Origin of the sequence: Pararhodobacter aggregans, from assembly GCF_003075525.1 — a bacterium.
Taxonomy (GTDB): Bacteria; Pseudomonadota; Alphaproteobacteria; order Rhodobacterales; family Rhodobacteraceae; genus Pararhodobacter; species Pararhodobacter aggregans.
Window position 1 is genome coordinate 1 of the sequence record NZ_QDDR01000017.1, and the last position, 18,037, is coordinate 18,037.

An 18,037-nucleotide genomic window follows, 5' to 3' on the forward strand; every position below is an offset into this window, starting at 1 on the left:
GGGTGCGAGCACGAATACTCCCTCGGAAAATACCACATGTGGTTGCTATCGAGGGAAAGGTTGGCCAAAATCTGGCCAACCAAAATTTTTCCGAATTTTCTGCACCATTTACTGCAAAGGGCTGGGGCGTGAGCCCCCTTTTTCTATTCTCGGGGCAATCGAGGTGGAAGCGCAGGCTTCCACCTGATATTGTCTAGGAAACCTCAGTCGATCACTACATGTATCACAGCCCGATCCAGCTCGATGTCTTCCCGACCGACGTGCAGATGCGCCGGATCGATCCGGCGTGCAACATGCGTCGCTTCTATCGGCTGAGCGTGCAAAGTGACCTCTTCGGTCGCGCGAGCCTCGTGCGCGAATGGGGCCGGATCGGCTTTCGGGGGCAGATGATGGTCGAGACGCACCCTGATGAAGGCAAGGCCATCACCGCTTTGATGAAGCTCGCAGCGGTGAAGAAGCGTCGCGGGTACGTTCAGTGAACGCTCTTGGACGCAGCCATTTCCCCCACTTTTTCATCGCATCAAGAGTTCTGCTGGATCAATCAGGAGTGAGGTCCAACGCCTCGCCCCGCTTCAGGATCTCGTAGATCACCCCTTCAAGGATCGGCAGTGCCTGCCGATCCTTGCTAAGGAGAAGCGTGGCGAGCGCGCTATGCGAGGACATGGCCCGGACCACTGCCGCCTGCACCGCGCCGGGGAGGTTCCCCTTCATCGCTTGATCCTTACTGTTCTTGTCGATCTGGGCCATCACAACCGGGTTCTGGCGGGTAATTGCGGCGACCTGGTTCACGAAAGCGACCTGGTCCTCGAGCGGGGTCGCCTCTCCGAAGAGGCTGTTCAGGCGCTCGATCAGCTCCTGCATGTAGACCGGTAGGGCACCGGGCCGTCCGCCGCCGCCCTTTATGGGGTCGAGGGTGGGGCGCTCCTCATCCTCGCCGTTGCTAGGCTCCTCTCGCTCCACGATGTCATAGCCGGTCAGCGCGATCCCGTGCAGGTCGATCTCGGACGCGGGCACCCCGTCCAAACGGTTCGCCAGCAGCTTCGAGAAGGCGGCGAAGACCTCAAGGTCCGGGTCACCGAGATCGATCAGCTGAGCGACATAGGCGTAAAGGCGGCCGAACCGCGACAGGCCTGCCTTGAAATCCGTCAGCGACACGATCGCCGTCTCGACCTGTTCGCGCGCGTGATCCGCGCGCTTCATCCCGTCCTCGTTCCCGACCGCTTTCGCCTTCTGCCAGGCGTCCTCGGCCTCTGTGGCCCGGTTTCGAAGCTCCGTGAGCCGATGGTTATAGGCGTCGGTCGGTTCCTGCGTCGCGGCGTACATCGCCTTGTGCGCCGCCTCGTCATCGGTGCCGCTGGCGGCGGCCGTCGCTGTCCGAAACCGGGCCTTCTGGAAGTCGAGGACGTGTGTCTGGTCATAGACCCCCTGATCGTCGAGGAACTCCTTCAGGTCATAGATGACGTTGAGGTCCTGCACCTCCTCGATCTTGGCGCCCCTGTCATACTGGGCAAAAGCGGCCCGGACCACGTCCGGGTCGTTGATGAAGTCTATGATGAAGGTCTGGTCCTTCCCGGGAAAGGTCCGGTTCAGACGGGAGAAGGTCTGGACGATCTCGACCGCGTTCGCGATCTTCTTGTCCACATACATCGCGACCAGCTTCGGCTGGTCGAACCCGGTCTGGAACTTGTTCGCGACCAGCATGACCCGATATTCCGGCCGGTCGAAGACGTGGCGCAGATCCTTGCCGCAGGCGTCCGGGTTCATGTTCACCTCGGTAAACTCCGCGTCCTCTTCAACGACGAACGCGTCCCCCTGCAGCAGTTCGTCGTTCGGGTGCATCACCTCGCGCCCGGTCAGTTTGCCCGAGAAGGCGACGAGGGCGCGGATGTTGCCGTATTCCGGGTTCGCGGCGATGAAGGCGTCGAAGGCCCGCTTGTACCGGACCGCAGAGGCCCGGGAACTGGTGACCACCATGGCCTTCGCTTTCCCGTCCAGAAGGTGGGCCACGTTCTTCGAGAAGTGCTCGATGATGAACCGAACCTTCTGGGTGACGTTGGTCGGGTGAAGCGTCATCCACTTTGCCAGCGCCCGTTTGGCGGCCTTCCCGTCGACCCGCTTCTCGTCGACGATCTCTTGTCCGAGGTTGAACGCCGTCTTGTAGGGGACGTAGCCGCGCAGAACGTCCAGGATGAACCCTTCCTCGATTGCCTGGCGCATCTCGTACTTGTGGAATGAGACCGGCAGGTTGTCTTCCGCGGCGGGCCTCGTCGGGTCCGTCGGGCGTCCGAACAGCATCATGGTCGAGTGTTTTGGGGTCGCGGTGAAGGCGAAATGGGACACGTTCGCCGGTCGCTTCCGGGACCGCTGGACCTCCAGAAGGATGTCCTCGACCGTCATCTCCGACATATCCTGCTTGGCCGACAGGGCCAGCGTCGCCTGTAGCTTCGAGGCCGTGTTTCCGGTCTGGGAATTATGCGCCTCGTCGATGATCACTGCGAAGTTCCGGTCCCGCAGGGACGTCTCCGTCAGGATCGCCTCCATGGCGAAGGGGAAGGTCTGGATGGTCACCACGATGATCGGGGTGCCCTTCAGCATCGCCTCGCTCAGCTGCTCGCTCTTCGACTTCGACGAGGTCTCCCGGTCGATCGCCGCGATCAGCCCCTTCTGGTGGTCGATCTGCTGGACCGCATCCTGCAGCTGCCCGTCCAGGACGTTCCGGTCTGTCACGATGATCACCGTGTCGAAGATCGGCGTCCCGTCGTCCCGGCGCAGCTTCACAAGGTCATGCGCCGTCCAGGCGATGGTCGAGGTCTTTCCGGACCCGGCGCTGTGCTCGCACAGGTAGGGGTGCCCCGGGCCCTTCGCCTTCGCGTCGCCGATCATCTTGTTGACCGCGTCGAACTGGTGGAACCGGGGGAAGATCAGGGTCTCCTTGACCGACCAGTTCCCCTTCAGGTCGACCACGTTCTTCTTCTCGGCATAGACAAAGCTGTGGAAGATCCGCAGGAACGCGTCTGGCTGACAGATCTCCTCCCAGAAATAGGCGACCGGGTATTCCCCGTCGGCCCGCGCCGGGTTGCCGGCCCGGCCGTTATCCCCCTTGTTGAAGGGCAGGAAGAAGGTGTCCTCGCCCGCGAGCTTGGTGGTCATCCAGATCTCGCTGTCCGACATCGCGAAATGAACCACGGCGCCCCGATGCTGCGTCAGGAGCGAGTGCGTGCGTTTCGTGATCGGATCGGCCGGGTGGCGGTCTGTCCGGTACTGGGCCTTCGCGTGTTCGACCGACTGGGTGAAGTCCGTCTTCAGCTCGACCGTGGCCAGCGGCAGGCCGTTCAGGAACAGGCCGAGGTCGATGGCGAGCTCGCGGCTCGGGTGATATTTCAGCTGCGGCACGACCCGCAGCCGGTTCGATGCGTAGCGGTGCAGGACCGCATCGTTACGCTGGTCCTCCGGGGCCGCCTCGGACAGGTCGAGGCGGCCGGCACCGGCGATCGAAAAGCCCCGGCGCAGCGTCTGGACCATCCCCTGTTTCTCCAGCGCCGTCTCTAGCCGGTCCATGACGACCGTCAGGGTTTTGTCGCCATTCATCGCTTGTAGGCGGTCCCATTTCTGCGGCTGGGTGGCCCGTAGCCAGGCTTCCAGATCCTCCGGGTACATGGCACGGTCCGCGTCGTAGGCGTCGGTCGACCCAACCAGCCAGCCCGACGCGGCGAGCTTCTGGACGATGTAGGACTCGAGGTGCTTCTCGTGATGCAGGTCGCTCATTCCGTCACCTCCGATCCACCGGCCTGCGCCTGCTGCCACTCGTGATAATTCAATTTCGATCCCCGAACCTTCCATTCCAGCCGCCCGTTGCTGTTCCGGTCCAGCACCACCGCCGCGGCGGCCGACGGGCTGCTGAACGGCCAGGGTTTGGCGAAGCGCATCCGGTCCTCCGCGTGAGGGACCAACGCGCCCTCGGCGATCATCTTGTCCTTAAGGCCGCCATAGCTCTGCTGGACATAACCGGTCCCGATCAGGGCCTCGGAGCCTTCTAAAACAACGAACTCACCGTCCTCTTCGACGGCAGTCGCCTGGACGCCGCTCTTGTGACGGATCTCGAAATGGACCTCTTCGACGGTCCTATCATCAGCGGGTTTCGCGACCTGCGTCACGGCGCGCGGCTGAGGTTTCAGCATGTCGAGCCCGATGACCGGCAGGATAATCCGCAGGTTCGCGAGGAACTGTTCCATGTTCGCGACATCCGCTTCAGGCAGGCGGCGTCGGTCGGTGTCGGGCTGGGTCCCGTTGTCCAGCGCCACCCGGCCCGCCTGCGTGGTAACCCGGATCAGCCGGGCCTCGAGGTATTCGGCGTGCCCCTTGGACAGGTCGTCGTCGCTGGTCGTGACGGTGATCGCGGTTTCCCAGAAGTCGCGCTTCTTCGCGCTCTGTTCGATCCTTTCGGACACTGAGTTGCCTGACCCGATATAGACACGGGTCACGCCGGGCTTGTCCGGGTCCGGTCCGGACAGGATATAGACCCCGGTCCGGTCCACCTCGGCCCGGGCGGTCAGGTCGCCGAAGGCCGAGGCGCCGCTGACGAACAAAAGACCCGTCCAGCCGTGGATCGTCGCCTTGCGTAGGCCCGTGGGTTTCCCGTCGACCAGGAAAAGCTGGATGGTCCGCCCGAAGGTTTCGCCTGTGGTCATGGAGCCACCTCTTTCAGAGGTTTTGCCAGCTTTGATTGGGCAGTAACCGGCATTTTCATACCTTCCATACCGATCTGACGCGCCAATCCGTTGGAAAGCCCATGCTGGCAGGATCGGCCAACGGGCAGCCGTCGATCAGCGCAACAAGGCGCTGTTTCCATTCATTGCCCGGCGCGATCAGGGCCAAAAGATAATCGAGCGTCACCAGAGTGTTATGCAGATAGCGCGGATCGGCATCTCGCATGGCAACGGGCAGTTTGGCGGGGTATCTCGGAACCGTCATTTTGACCGTGAAGCGCTTGTTCCACAGCCTGCCATGGTGGGCGCAGATGTTGCGGACATGGCTGATATGGTGGGCGAAAGACGTGACAACTTTTTCGTCCAGCGCGAAGGGGGCTGCGATGGCGTTTCTATCGCTGCGCAGTTTCAGGTCGCTGTAGAATTTCGACAGCAACCCGAAGGACATGACCTCTGCCGCCATCCAGACCGGCGGCAGCTTCGGCGAGGTGTATTTGTCGCGATAATGGGTCGCGAACGTGTCGCGTGAGCGGGTGAACTCCTTGTTCAACTCGGCAACGGCGGACGCATGACGCCCGATATGGGCATAGTGGCCCTGTTCGAGATAGCCATGGGGGCCATAGGTCATCGCCATGTGATGCGCCCATTGCGCGCGCAAGGCCACTTCGACCCGCTCGATGGCGTCCAGGACCAGCAGCCGCAGTGCGCGGTCGAAGATGTAGAGCGTCAGCACATCCTCGAAGGTTGTCCCGTCGCGGAAGGCGTGATCGCCATTGTTCGCGGCGGGCACCTCGAAGGGCAGCCAATAGGCCCGCAGCCGATAGTAGGAGATGAAGTTCAGGTAGTGCTGTGCCTGGGCGTCATCACCGACAATCATGCCGCGACGTTTGAGGAGTTCGATCTGGTCCTGAACGGATACGGCGGGTTTTTCGAACTTCATGCGGCACTCCTGTGCCGCGAAAGCGATACCCTAAAAACAAGTAACCCGCCGGGGTGCGCAGTGCGAAACCGAGGTTCCGTCCGAGGCGTGGCGGGTCTTGTTGAGACTGTAAATAGGGCAGGAACCCTACCAAAGCAATAAGAAACCGACCGGTCCGCGCCAAAAGTCATGCCGCCGCCCTCACGTCGATCTTGCCGGTGACGGCGGCGGTGATCAGGGCCGCACGCTTCTCGCGCAGGAGGTCGATGCTGCGCTCGGTCAGGGAGATCAGACCCCGGATGCGCTCAAGCTCGACGTCGATCCGCTCAGCGATGAGCCTCTGCTCCTCAATCGGCGGCATGTAAACAGGAAGTCCCAGAAACTTCTCGGGCTCCATGCGCCACTGGTCGGTCCGGATGCCGTTTGAAATGAGGCGATAGACCCACGGCATAGGTTGCGCCCGCAGGTAGTGATGCATGTACCGGGGGTCGTGTTCTCCGATGGGACGCATGACAACATAGTCCGGGCTGGTAATGCCTCTCATGGGAGCGATCCCCATTGACCCCTGCCAAGCCTTCATCTTGTTGATGACAAGGTCGTTCGGGTTGACCAACTGATATTTGGACAGGTCTTCGGGCGTCTTGTTAATGTTGTCGTCGCGGGATGATTTCTCGATCACACCGAACTCGCGATAAACCGAAAGGACAGTCAGGTCCTCATACCCCTGCCGTTTCTCCTGCCTGAAATGATCCTTCATCCGGCCCCGAACCCAATGCGCCGGAACCCGTCCTCGCCAATCCACTCCACTGTCGATGGTGGGCGCGTTCCGGTCGAGCCCCCGCCGAACGAGACGGGATATTGCCGCCTTCTCCTTTTCCTTCAGCAGCGCGATGAACCGGGCCTTCTTCTCGATCAGGCCGTCAATCCGGCCGGTTTCGCCGTCCAAGAAGCGCGCAATCTCGATCTGATCCCCATGAGGGGGTGTTGGAACGCCGATGGCCCCAACGTAAGACCATTCCGCCCTCGGCATCTTCGCGCCGTTGGTAGACCCATTAACGACATCAATGAACATCTGGTTCACCAACACATAAAACATGAACTTCGGGTCACATGCCGGTTCAGGGCGAAGTGCCCAAAGGTCACCGACGGCATCACCGGGCTCGCGCGCAAGAAACACCTTCGCGAGATATGGGCGCAGCTTACCGAACAGCAGGTCGTCTGGCTGAAACTTCACTCCGTCACCGTCAAAGGTAGATCCCGTTTCAAGTTCTTTCCCGGTCCATCCCTCTATGTTCTCGAGGGCCATAACTTTTCCAGCGCCATTCCCCTTATCGGACAGGCGTCGCAGGTTGTGTTTGAGAGGCTTCAGTATCCAGCCCGCTGGAATGGAACCGGCGCTTACCGCAGGTCTGGAGATCATTCCGTGACCTCCGCCAGCACCGCCGCGATTTCGGCCTCGACCGCCTTCAGCTCGGCGTCGATATCCTCCAGATCGCGGGGCGGCTGGTATTCATAGAAGTAGCGGTTGAAGTTGATCTCATACCCCACGACGCCCACCTGGCCGTCGTAGTCGTCGCGGAAATCCTCATCCACATAGGCGTCGGGCGCATGGGGCAGCACCTCCTGTGCCATGTAGTCCGGGATGTCGGTGCCAAGCGGGATGTTCTCGTAATCCGTAAGGTCGTCATCGGGGATGACCGCGCCCTTCTTGTCCAGAACCGGGTCAAGCTCCGGGTCCCGCAGGCCGAACGCCTTCTGGAAGGCCTTGATCAGGGCGGCGTTCACTTTCCCGAGCCCGGCGTCCCACTTCGCCGCGTTTTTCGCCCACGGGTCGACCCAGCCCCAAGCCTGCGCGTCGCCCATCATCTCTTTGAGCCGGGCGGTCCAGCCGGCCTGCTGGTCCGGGGTCAGCTTGCCCCAGGCCGTCTCATCCGCCAGCGCGGCCAGCCCCTCTGCCGAGATCACGATCTTCTTGCGCAGCGGGCGCAGGACCTTGACCCGGCGATAGCCGAAATCGCGGGCGTCGAAGATCCGGCTCTCCTTCGTCTCGGCAAAGTCGGAATACATCTGGACGATCTGGCGGATCTGGTCATCCCCGACCCGGCGGCGCTTGTTCCCCTCGCTCTTGCGCATGGGCTCATACAGAGCGGTCGCGTCGATCAGCTGGACTTGCCCCTTCCGGTGGGCCGGCTTCTTGTTGGACAGAAGCCAGATGTAGGTGCCGATGCCGGTCCGGAAGAAGATCTCGGTCGGAAGGGCGATGATCGCCTCGACCACGTCCTCCTCCAGCAGGTAACGCCGGATTTCGGATTCGCCCTGACCTGCGTTCCCGTTGAACAGGGGCGAGCCGGACAGGACGATCGCCGCCCGCCCGCCGCCGCGCTCCGGCGTCTCCAGCTTGCTGAGGAGGTGGAGGAGGAACAGCATCGACCCGTCGCTGACCCGTGGCAGCTTGGGGCCGAACCGGCCCTCGAACCCCTTTTCCTGATGTTCCCGGACCACGGCGGTCTGGTCTTGCTCCCACTTTTTGCCAAACGGGGGATTCGAGACGCAGTAGTGGAACTTGTCGGAGGTCAGCTTGTCGTCGGACAGGGTGCTGCCGAGCTTAATGTTCTTGGACAGGTCCCGGCCCGGATCGGACTCAACGGTCTTGAGCAGCATGGAGGCGAGACAGACCGCGTGGGTTTCCGGTTCCAGCTCCTGCCCATAGGGCACGATGACCGGGGCGATGGAGTAGCGGTCCCGCAGGGCGTTCACATGTTCCATCCCGTCGGACAGAAAACCCCCGGTCCCGCAGGTAGGGTCATAAAGCGTCCGGATCAGGCCCGGGTTGTCGATGAACATCTGGTCATCCGGGTCGAGCAGCAGCTCGATTGCCAGATGGACCACGTCGCGCGGGGTCATGAAATCCTCGGCCGCCTCGTTCACCTCCGCCCCGAAGCGGCGGATCAGGTGTTCGTAGACGTTGGACATGACCCGTTCCGGAACCGCGTCCGGGTGCAGGTCGATGGCGGCGAAGTTCTGACATATCTTGTAGAGGACCCCGGCCTTGTCCATTCGGGCGAGCGTGTTGGCGAAGTCGAACTGTTCGAAGATGACCCGGGCGTTGTCGGAGAAGGAGGCGATGTAATCCTCGAGGTTCTGACGGGTGCGGGTCGCACCGAGGCTGCGCAGGTCGTAGTTCGAGGTGTTGTAGAACGGGTATCCGGTCTGGGTCCGCAGGATCACGCCCAGGTCAATCGGGCTGTCCTTCATGTTCTTGACAGTTTCGCGCACCTGATCCCGGGTCGGCTCAAGAACGCATTCCAGGCGGCGCAGCAGTGTGAAGGGCAGGATGATTTTGCCGAAGTCGACGTGCTTGAAGTTGCCCCAGAGGTCATCCGCGTTCTTCCAGATGAAATCCGCGAGGGAGGTGTTCGTCGTCTGGGTGTTCATCTATTCGCCTTCACTTTTTTTCTTATTCGCTTCGAGGTGGTCTTCCAGAAGCCGGGCCGCCAGACGGAAACCGTCGACTTGGCTCATCCGGTGCCGGACACAGAGCTCCTTGAAGGCCCACCGCTCGTCGGCGGTGATCTTCAAATTTAGGTTCGAAAGTTTCGCGTCGTCATCGCCCATCGGGCATCTCCTCGCGGACAATGACTTATCTTCCATTCTTCCATTACAGATTTCAATCTCTTTTGCTCCTGCGGGCCTTTCTCGACCTTATCCATGGGTGGATCTGTGATTTTCCAAGGGGGCGTCTGATCCAGCGCCTCCCCTGTTTGAGCAGTGCTCGTTTGGGTTACGATGAACCCTGCGATATCGTTGTCTCCGCGAGCCGTAGCCAATACCGCGTATACCGCCGCTCCCCGGTCCGGTTAAGCGCGCCCATCTCGACCAGGTCCTGCAGATCCCGGGTTGTAGTCGCGCGCGATGTGCCGGTGATGGCGATGTAATTCTCGGCGCTGAGCCCGCCCTTGAACCCCTCGGGCCCCTCTCGGAACATGCGCACGATCACCTTGGCCTGCCGGTTGTTCAGCCGATCGCGGAACTGGTCGTAGAACTTTGCCTTGGCGATGAAGAAGGCAACGCGCGTCAGTGTGACCTGCTGCGCGTTCAACACCGTCTGGCCAAACCACAAAAGCCACGCGGTCACATCCAGCGTCTTCTGGTGGGCTTCGAGCTGGTCGTAGTAACCCTTGCGGTCGCGTTCGATCGTGTAAGCCAGCGCGATCAGGCTCGGCTGGCCGATGTTCTGGGCGAGGGATTTTTCAGCCAGAGCGCGGCCGAGACGGCCATTGCCGTCCTCGAACGGATGGACGCTCTCGAACCACAGGTGCCCAAGTGCCGCGCGCGTCAGCGCTGGCAGTGGCGTGGATCCCTCTGGCGCCGTGCGGTTGAACCAGTCGACGAACACGTCCATTTCGCCTTGGACTTGCGCCGATGGCGGCGCTTCGAAATGCACCGTCGGTCGGTCAATGCGACCGGAGATGATCTGCATGGCGTCGTCATGCCGACGGTAGGCACCGATCGTCTCGAGGCCACGGTCATGGGACAGGAGCATACCGTGCCAGTGAGAGAGCGTGTCGTGGGTCAGAGGGGCCGCGTGGTTCGAATAGACATCGACCATCATTTCGGCGACGCCCTGCTCGCGGGGTTCTGATGGTGGGCCCTCCGTGGTCAGTCCGAACTGCCGCCGCAACGAGGACTGGACACTGGACCGGTCCAGGACCTCGCCCTCAATGGCGCTCGTCCGCATCGCCTCCTCACTCAGAAGCTCGATGCGCAGCCGGTCGCGCTCCTCGCCTGTCACATGGCGGACCGCACCAAGGATTTCGCCTGAGGACAGCAGAAAGCGCCGTTCGAGTGGCTCGATCGCAGCGCGGTCATAGCGGAAGTTCGGCCAGTCGGGTTGTGTCCAGTTCCCTGGCATGAGCTATAGAACCCCTTTCTATAACTCACTATGTGGCAAAAAGATGATTTATGGAAGTGGGTTCTATGCACCACCAACGAGTCCAAAGGTTGGACACATCTCCATGTAACGGCCCGGATCAGCCGTACTGTATCCGATCTGACAGGTGTCAGGCGGCGTCGCTTATTGGTTCGTAGCGAACCTCGGCCATAGCATCGTCCAGCCACGCGGGCTGCAGGTCGCCATTGTTCCATTGGTACAGGTAACCCACCAGCGTGTCGGTCTTCTTGCAGAGGATGCGCATGATCGGTTCGCCGGTGAGGCGGGTTTTTGGGGTCATGGTGCGCTCCTTTAGCTCGGACCTCAGAACTGATGAACTTGGAGGCCTCAAAATCAATGTGACCGTCTTAGAAGTGGGGGTCTTCAACCGCAAGATGAGGGATTTTCGGTAGGCAAAAATCCACCGTTAAGAATGAAAGTTGTCTTTAAAGTCAGGTTCTTGGCGCTTTCGACACCTCTTGTGGTGCTGCCGCACGCGCGGCAATCTCGTCCAGAAGTATGTCGATCTCCGCCCAGACGCGCGGCTCGATCTGGCCACGGATCAAGGCCCACTTGCTGAGCACATCGAGGGGGTCATGGGCGTGCAGGATGGACGTCAGCGCATTGGCATCGACGGCCAGTGAAGTGCGCGCGCGCCATTCGGTGATCCGCGTTCTCTGCTCTTCGGATGGTGGGACGAACTCTGGCCCGAGCTGCCAGGTCTTCACGGCACGGCGCAGAGCGGCCCGGATGACATGAGCGGGGTCGACGCCGCAGTCGATGAGGGCTTCTTCCTGCCGTTCCAGCGCGTTCACCCGGATATCGATCTTGCGGGTGGCCGGAATGCGTCGGACCCTGGGCGACGCCGTGGGCGCTGTCATGATCTCGGCCGCTGTCTCCGAGCTTGGTTGCCGCGAAGGCACGGAAGGCCTGCTTGGCACCGGCGCTTGATCTTCATCCGCCACGTCTGCCGTCATGCTCATCGGCATCAGGACGGCCTCTTCCCGATCCGCCTCTTCCCTTCCCGGGTTTTTCTCCTCCTCTGGCTGAAGGGACGCGGCATAGGCTGGGTCGGGCCGGGTGATGGTTGGAATCTTCTTTCTCAACGCCCCGTCCTCACGCCGCGAGGATGTTGTTGAGAATGTCGGTGGCCTCCTCAAGGGCCTCGACGACATGACGGACATGCGGGCGCATGAGGGGGTTTGGATCGGCCTGCTTTTGTAGCGCGATGGCGTGGAGCAGGCCTTTCTCGTCCATCTCCTTGTAGACGTTGCGGCGCATCATCACCGTCTCGATCACCGGAAACCGAGCGATCGCCACTTCGATCAAGGCGGCATCCGCGCGCGTGGCTTTCGGGTCAACCATGTTCAGAACGACATGGTGGCGCGGCAAGCTCGCCGGGTCATCGACGCGCGCGCGCAACCTTTCGAACCAGTCGGCGGTCTGCGCACCCACATCGAGATCCGAGGTCGAGAGCATGACGGGTGTGACGATGTGATCGGCGAGAACCGCGATCCCGTCCGACCATTCCGCGCCGACGCCTGCCGTGTCGATGAAGACGAAATCCGCCGAGTCCGCATCATAGACCTGCTCGATCTTGCGATCGACGGCCCCTACACTCTCGACCGAGATTGACCGCAGCAGAGGCGACCCCAGACCCGCCGCTTCAGCTCGTTCGTGCCAGGCACCAAGCACTCCGGTGCTATCAGTGTCGATCAGCAGAACCCGACGCCCGGCAGCCACGGCAGCGCTGATCAGGGCGCGCGAGAGCGTGGTTTTGCCACTCCCCCCTTTCCGGGCCATCGCGGCGATGACCACGAGATTGTCGTTGGGCATGGGGGGACCTCCTGCAATAATAGGGAAACGCGACAAAGATGCAATAATGTCGCTAACCTCTTGGTGCATCGGCGTCAAGCGGAAGGCGGGATGCACGATGCGGTGGGCAGGATGCATTCGCCGTTACGCGTTTTGCAGCGACCAGACAGCGGGGCGCAGGGGACAGACGCCGCGATCCAGGTTGCGCGATGCAGTTGCCAGAAGACGCACTGCATTTCGCAATCTCCAAAGGACGTAAAGCGCGGAACGCGACGCGGGGTGCACGCAACGCCGTGCATGAAGCGCGATGCGCGATGCGTGCTGCAATCGACACGGCCCACTTGCCCGAAGACGCGCTGCAGAGCGCAAAAGGCACCGTGCATAGGACGTGATGCACGGTGCAGGGAACGCGGGACGCGTTACATTGAGCGCGTTGCGCGCTGCATTTGACAAAGGACGTCAAATCGGCCCCAAGGGCCGATTTTCTACATTGAGTACAAGCCCTTAATGCCTTCTCCGCTTGTGCTGGGAGAAGGCGGGCTTGTACGAAGGTGGCAAGAAATAGGAACGTATACTTCACATGGGCAGCAGTCGCAGACTGACCGATCAGGAGCGCCGTCAGATCGTCCGGGAACGGGCGAAAGGCGTCTCGGTCAGTGCGATCAGTGCTGCGCTGAAGGTCTCGCCCAAGACCGTCTACAACGTCCTCGGCCGGGGCCGTTCCGCCGTCTCCGCCAACGACAGCCGCACCCGCGTGCTGACCATGCGCGTCACCGACCGCGACCTTCGCGGCTTCGATGCTGCTCTCGCGCGGCGCGGGATCGCGCATCGCTCGGATGCCATGCGCTCCCTGATGCTGGCCGCGGACGATCTCCTGCGCCCGGATGAGGGTATGACGGATGAGCTGAGAGGGATGAGCGCGGCGCTGAACCGGGTCGGCAACAACGTGAACCAGGTCGCGCGTCGCCTGAACGAGGCGAAGCTCAAGGGCGAGCAGCTGCCCTATACGCCCGCCAGCCATGCCGAGATCCGCGATCTCGCGGTGCTCGTCTTCGACATGGCCGACCAGATCCAGGAGGTGTTCCGCGCGCGCCGCCGTGAACTGGACCTCGAAGTCTCCAGGGCCCTTGCCGATCTGGCGCGGCAGGACACGGAGCAGGTGGCCGAGCATGGCGCGGAGTGAGGTGCGCGGCGTCAGCCCCGCCCTTTTTGACCGCGACTGGAGCCGGGTCTCTGGCAGCTGGCAGGGGCTCGCCAGGAATGCCCAGATGGTCCGGGCTGCGCGCGGCTACTCGCCTGCCATCTTCAAGCCGATCTCCAAGGGTGGGTGCCATACCGGCGCGCAGCTGAAGGCCCAGCTGACCTACCTCACCACCAAGTCGAGCCACATCCTCGACAGCCGCGGCACACATGATGGCAAGAAGGCCCTGACAGAGGCCGAGATCGACAGGGTTGTACGCCGATTTAAGAACCAGTGGGGTGAGCGGCACAGCCCCAAGCTCGGCCATACCTCGCATCTCTTGATGGCTTTTCCCGTCGGCACCAGCGGCGAAGAGGTCCGCGCGATCACGGAATCCGTCTGCGAGAAGTTCTTTCAAGGCGAGGGGTCGCAATTCGACTATATTGCTGCAATACACCAAGATCGCGCGCATCCACATGCGCATATCGTTCTGAACCGCCGCAGCAAGGATGGCGAAATGTTCTTTCTCGGGAAGGATCACCACTTCAACTACGACGCCTTCCGGGTGGCGATGGTTGACGCGGCGCAGGTCCACGGGATCCGGCTCGAGGCGACACGGCGTCTTGACCGGGGGGTCACGACCTACCGCGCCGAGATCGACGAGGTCTACAAGGCCCGTGACGAGGGCCGGCCGCCGGTCGAGCGTCAGCGCACCGGGGCCGACCTGGCCGCCGCCCTGGAGACGGTGGCGCGCAACGCGCTGACCTATCGGGGTCTGGCTGCCGAGGCGTCCTGGTCGAACTTCGATGACGTGGCCGAGGCCCTCGAGCGGGCCAGCACCATCCTTGCCAGTGGCGGTCAGGTCCAATCTGACGGAGCCATCTACATGTCCCAAGACGAAACAGCGTTCGACACGCTGATCACCGAGTTTTCCCAGAATATCCGCCAGATCGAGGCTGCGATCGACCGTGCGCCTGCGTCCGAGCGGCCAGAAATCGAGCGCAAGCTTACCGATGTGCTGGCCTCGGTCGCGCATCTCAATCCGCTGGGGGACCGCTCGGCCGCGCTGCTTGATGCGCCCTCCCCAGACGGTATCTATGCGCGCGCCAATATGCGCGAAGACCAACTCGAACGCCTCGACGAGGGGGATGTGAAGGCACGGCTTACGGAGGCGCTGCAGGGCACGGGCATCGATCCGGCGGCCGTCGCGGCCCGCATGCGGGAGGGTGCTGGCAATGCAGCCCTCGAGCGCCAGTGGCTGGCACAGGATCTGCGCGCCATCGCCACTGCGGGCGACCTCGATCTGGAGAAGGGCGAGGATCGCGAGGAAGCGCTGGACCGGCTGGAAGCCGTTCACGTCCGCCTGAGCGATACTCTGACCGATGCGCGCATCTTGCGGGCGGTCGACAATGTCGATGAGGCGAAGGATGCCGAGGTCTCGCTCGCTGAACGTTTGACGCCACTGGGCCGCGATCTCGACGACGCGGGACCGGACGCCTTCGCCCCGTCCGAGCGGCAGGACTTCCAGCAACTGGTCGCCCAGTTCCGACGGACAGATTTCACCTACCCGTTCTCAGACGACCCTTCCGTGCGCAGGGCCGGTGCTGTCGAAGTGGAAGAAGCCCGCGCCGCCTTCAACGCCTATGCACAGCGTTCGCCCGATCATGCCGAATTGGCCTCGATGGCATGGGACAAAATCACCGACAGCCGCAAGCCACAGGAGTTCGCCGTTGAAGAAAAGGACCGCACGCTTCACGCCGGCGACATGGATCTCGCTTTGCGCGATCCTTCGCAACATCTTGGCCCCATCACCGAGGACATGCGCACGCTCGCGCTCTACCGCACGGAAATGCCCGATGATGAATTCGGTACGGCGGTGCAGGATGAGATCAACCGGCTGCGCGCCGCCGGGGCATCGCGCGCCTATATCAGTGAGCGTAGTTTCGACATCGAGGACCAGGCGCGGCAAGACTATGCCGAGCGGCGCTTCATGGCTGAGACCGCCCCTGATGTGATGACGTTCCTCCAGCGGGCCGAGGCCGAGAATGGCACAGCTCTCTCCGAAACAGCTGGGAAGCGCCTGATCGAGCAGGTCGACAGAAACCTCACGCCAAACGCGGTCACCGCCCTGCGCGCCGGCCATGCAGATGTGCTGGACAAGTTCACCGAACATCCGCTGCGGCAGCTGGAGCTTGCGAAGGCCTATCTGGAAAGCAGCGAGGTGACTGCCCACGGCCCCGCCATGGAGCGGGTGCTGGATGCCTTGGCCGAAGAACAGATCGAGGCGCAGCGCGCGCGTCACGCGGCGACCCATGGCGAGAAGGGGATCACCCATGGATAAGGGCAAGATCGCGGGCGGGATCCTCAGCCTGACGCTGGTCGGCCTCGCCATCGGCTACGTCGTGGCCACAGGCTATCTGATCCTGCGTTATGGGCTGTCGACCGAGCGCATTGATTTCACATTGCTCGCGCGGGAATACCGCGGGCTTGGGACCACCGCCCCAAAGGACTTCCTTTGGGTGAACCTGATCTTGGGCGGCTTTGGCGTCGCAGCACTGCTGCTCAGCGTCACGCTTCTGGGCGAGGCGCTGACCCGGTTCGGCACGACACATTGGCAGACCCGGGGCCAGATGAAGCGCAACGGCTTTTTTGCCAAGCCGGGCGGTGGGTTCCTGTTGGGCAAGCTTGGTCGCCCGAAATCGAAGCGTCCCTTCCTCGTGTCAAAAACTTTCCCGCATGCGCTGATCGTGGCGCCGACGGGCCGAGGCAAGGGCGTGGGCTTCGTCATTCCGAACTTGCTGACCTACAAAGGCTCGGCCGTGGTGCTCGACGTAAAGGGCGAGAACTTCCGCGAGACCTCGCGCTTCCGCGCCAGCATGGGCGACAAGGTGTTCCGCTTCGCGCCAACAGACTGGGACCGCCCGACGCACCGCTACAATCCGCTGGCGCGTATCGCGGCGATGACCAATCCCGACCGGCAGCAGATGGAGCTGAAGCTCACCGCCAAGCTCTTCCTGCAAACCGACAACGAAAAGCTGAGCGGGCTCTTGGCCGGGGGCATCGACCTGTTCGTGGCGGCGGGCCTTCTGGCCTTCGAGCGTGGCGTGCCAACCATCGGCGAGATCTACCGCATCACCGCCTCGGGCGGCGACAAGCAGAAGGAGTACCTGAAGCGCGCGCAAGAGGTGAAGAACACCTCGGCCAAGCTGATCTTCGAGCGCATGGCCTCGACCAACAACGACACCCTGACTTCCTACCTGTCGCTCCTGATGACTTCGGGTCTCGACACCTGGGACAACCGTGCGATCGACGCGGCCACCGCGACCTCGGATTTCTCCTTCCGGGACATCCGGCGTCGCCCCCACGCGATCTATCTCGTGGTCGAATCCGAGATGATCCGGCCCTTGGCCCCGCTGATCAGGCTGTTCTTCTCCGACCTGATCGCCTCACTGCAGGCGCAAGAACCGGGCGATGACGAGCCTTGGCCGGTGATGATCATGCTCGATGAGTTCGACCGCCTTGGGAAAATGCCGATCGTCGCCGAAAGCATCAAGACGCTGCGCTCCTTCGGCGGGAACCTCGCCATTGTCACCCAGACCATCCCGGCACTGGACGAGATCTATGGCGAGAACACGCGCCGGTCGCTTCAGGGCGGCGCGGGCGTGAAGCTCTACCTCACCCCGTCCGAGCAGAAGACCATTGAGGAGCTCAGCCAGGCTGTGGGCAAGACGACAAAGCGAGTCGTAACCCGATCCCGCGCGGTCGGACGCAACCCCTTCGAGGGGCGCAGCGTCTCTGAGCGGACCGAGGACACCCCGCTCCTCACAGAAGACCAGGCACGCCGCATGGACCTAGACGAGGTGATCTTGGTGATCGACGCGCAGATGCCGATCCGGGCGCGGCGGATCAAATACTTCGAAGACCCGACGCTGAAGGTGCTGCATGCCGGGCAGGCGGGGAGTTTCCCGTATCCGGATGAAGATGGTCTGCGGCGGGATCGGCAGATGACCGAGACGCGGGAGACGGTCGAGAAGCTGAAGCTGGAACTGCAGGAGGTGCGGGCGGCTGCAGGGGCGCAGGGGTCTGGATCTGCGTCCTCGTCGATGACGGTTGAGTCACCTGCAACGGAGACGCAGGATCAGCAACCAGCGCGATCAGGTCGGGCGCGCGGCCGAGCAGCACGCGCTGCGGCGGGTGGCGGTGGGTCCGGTCAATTGTCGTTCGATCTGGCTAGACTGGGGCTCAAGGAGGCAGACAGGACCCAGCTTGCGGCGGCTGTGCAGACGACGCGGTCGATCATCGAAGTACATGGATGAGCGATGATGGCCGCTTCGCGGACAGTGTCGTCCGGGTCCACTGGGACTTGCACACGGATTGCACGTTGATACGTCCTACCTGCCCCGGGTTGCTACGAAGTCGAGGGTCAAACCTCCGATGAACAGACCGATCTCGACAGTATTTCGAAGAGTTTTTTCCAAGACGTCAGT

14 protein-coding genes are annotated in these 18,037 nt (G+C 62.3%); 4 read left to right on the forward strand and 10 right to left on the reverse strand.

Features of this window, described 5'->3' with window-relative positions; all coding sequences use genetic code 11:
- Positions 1–218: 218 nt before the first annotated feature.
- The gene (locus tag DDE23_RS22455; RefSeq protein ID WP_107754702.1) at positions 219–479 is read left to right on the forward strand and encodes a WGR domain-containing protein; all 261 of its coding nucleotides are present in this window, start codon (positions 219–221) and stop codon (positions 477–479) included.
- Between the two features lie 58 nt (positions 480–537).
- Here the strand turns inward: DDE23_RS22455 and DDE23_RS22460 are convergent, their stop codons facing one another.
- The 10 genes from DDE23_RS22460 to DDE23_RS22500 all read right to left on the reverse strand — a co-directional run bounded on the left by DDE23_RS22460 (position 538) and on the right by DDE23_RS22500 (position 12,391).
- Positions 538–3,765, reverse strand: a complete 3,228-nt coding sequence (locus DDE23_RS22460) for a type I restriction endonuclease subunit R (protein ID WP_107754703.1) — start codon at positions 3,763–3,765, stop codon at positions 538–540.
- Positions 3,762–4,688, reverse strand: a complete 927-nt coding sequence (locus tag DDE23_RS22465) for a GIY-YIG nuclease family protein (RefSeq protein WP_107754704.1) — start codon at positions 4,686–4,688, stop codon at positions 3,762–3,764. Before DDE23_RS22465 ends, DDE23_RS22460 begins: the two co-directional genes overlap by 4 nt.
- Before the next feature lie 55 nt (positions 4,689–4,743).
- Positions 4,744–5,646, reverse strand: coding sequence for an Abi family protein (locus DDE23_RS22470; protein ID WP_107754705.1), 903 nt, complete (start codon positions 5,644–5,646; stop codon positions 4,744–4,746).
- A gap of 166 nt (positions 5,647–5,812) precedes the next feature.
- Complete coding sequence (locus DDE23_RS22475; RefSeq protein ID WP_133239605.1) at positions 5,813–7,045, reverse strand: restriction endonuclease subunit S domain-containing protein; 1,233 nt, start codon at positions 7,043–7,045, stop codon at positions 5,813–5,815.
- Positions 7,042–9,060, reverse strand: coding sequence for a type I restriction-modification system subunit M (locus DDE23_RS22480; RefSeq protein ID WP_107754707.1), 2,019 nt, complete (start codon positions 9,058–9,060; stop codon positions 7,042–7,044). Before DDE23_RS22480 ends, DDE23_RS22475 begins: the two co-directional genes overlap by 4 nt.
- The gene (locus DDE23_RS22485) at positions 9,061–9,240 is read right to left on the reverse strand and encodes a hypothetical protein (protein WP_037275677.1); all 180 of its coding nucleotides are present in this window, start codon (positions 9,238–9,240) and stop codon (positions 9,061–9,063) included.
- Between the two features lie 166 nt (positions 9,241–9,406).
- Positions 9,407–10,537 (reverse strand): Fic family protein, encoded by a 1,131-nt coding sequence (locus DDE23_RS22490; protein ID WP_107754708.1) that lies wholly within the window; start codon positions 10,535–10,537, stop codon positions 9,407–9,409.
- 148 nt (positions 10,538–10,685) lie between these two features.
- Complete coding sequence (locus tag DDE23_RS25215; protein ID WP_157958105.1) at positions 10,686–10,856, reverse strand: hypothetical protein; 171 nt, start codon at positions 10,854–10,856, stop codon at positions 10,686–10,688.
- 151 nt (positions 10,857–11,007) lie between these two features.
- Complete coding sequence (locus tag DDE23_RS22495) at positions 11,008–11,661, reverse strand: hypothetical protein (RefSeq protein ID WP_107754709.1); 654 nt, start codon at positions 11,659–11,661, stop codon at positions 11,008–11,010.
- A gap of 10 nt (positions 11,662–11,671) precedes the next feature.
- Entirely contained in the window at positions 11,672–12,391 is a 720-nt protein-coding gene (locus DDE23_RS22500) for a ParA family protein (RefSeq protein WP_107754710.1), read from the reverse strand.
- Positions 12,392–12,950: 559 nt separating this feature from the next.
- On the opposite strand from DDE23_RS22500, the gene DDE23_RS22505 reads away from it, so the two are divergent.
- From DDE23_RS22505 to DDE23_RS22515, 3 genes are read left to right on the forward strand one after another with little or no spacing between them, the layout of a single operon-like run.
- Complete coding sequence (locus tag DDE23_RS22505) at positions 12,951–13,553, forward strand: helix-turn-helix domain-containing protein (RefSeq protein WP_107754711.1); 603 nt, start codon at positions 12,951–12,953, stop codon at positions 13,551–13,553.
- Positions 13,540–15,891, forward strand: a complete 2,352-nt coding sequence (locus DDE23_RS22510) for a relaxase/mobilization nuclease domain-containing protein (protein WP_107754712.1) — start codon at positions 13,540–13,542, stop codon at positions 15,889–15,891. The genes DDE23_RS22505 and DDE23_RS22510 overlap by 14 nt, the downstream gene beginning before the upstream one ends.
- The gene (locus DDE23_RS22515; RefSeq protein WP_107754713.1) at positions 15,884–17,866 is read left to right on the forward strand and encodes a type IV secretory system conjugative DNA transfer family protein; all 1,983 of its coding nucleotides are present in this window, start codon (positions 15,884–15,886) and stop codon (positions 17,864–17,866) included. Before DDE23_RS22510 ends, DDE23_RS22515 begins: the two co-directional genes overlap by 8 nt.
- The last annotated feature ends 171 nt before the right edge of the window (positions 17,867–18,037 follow it).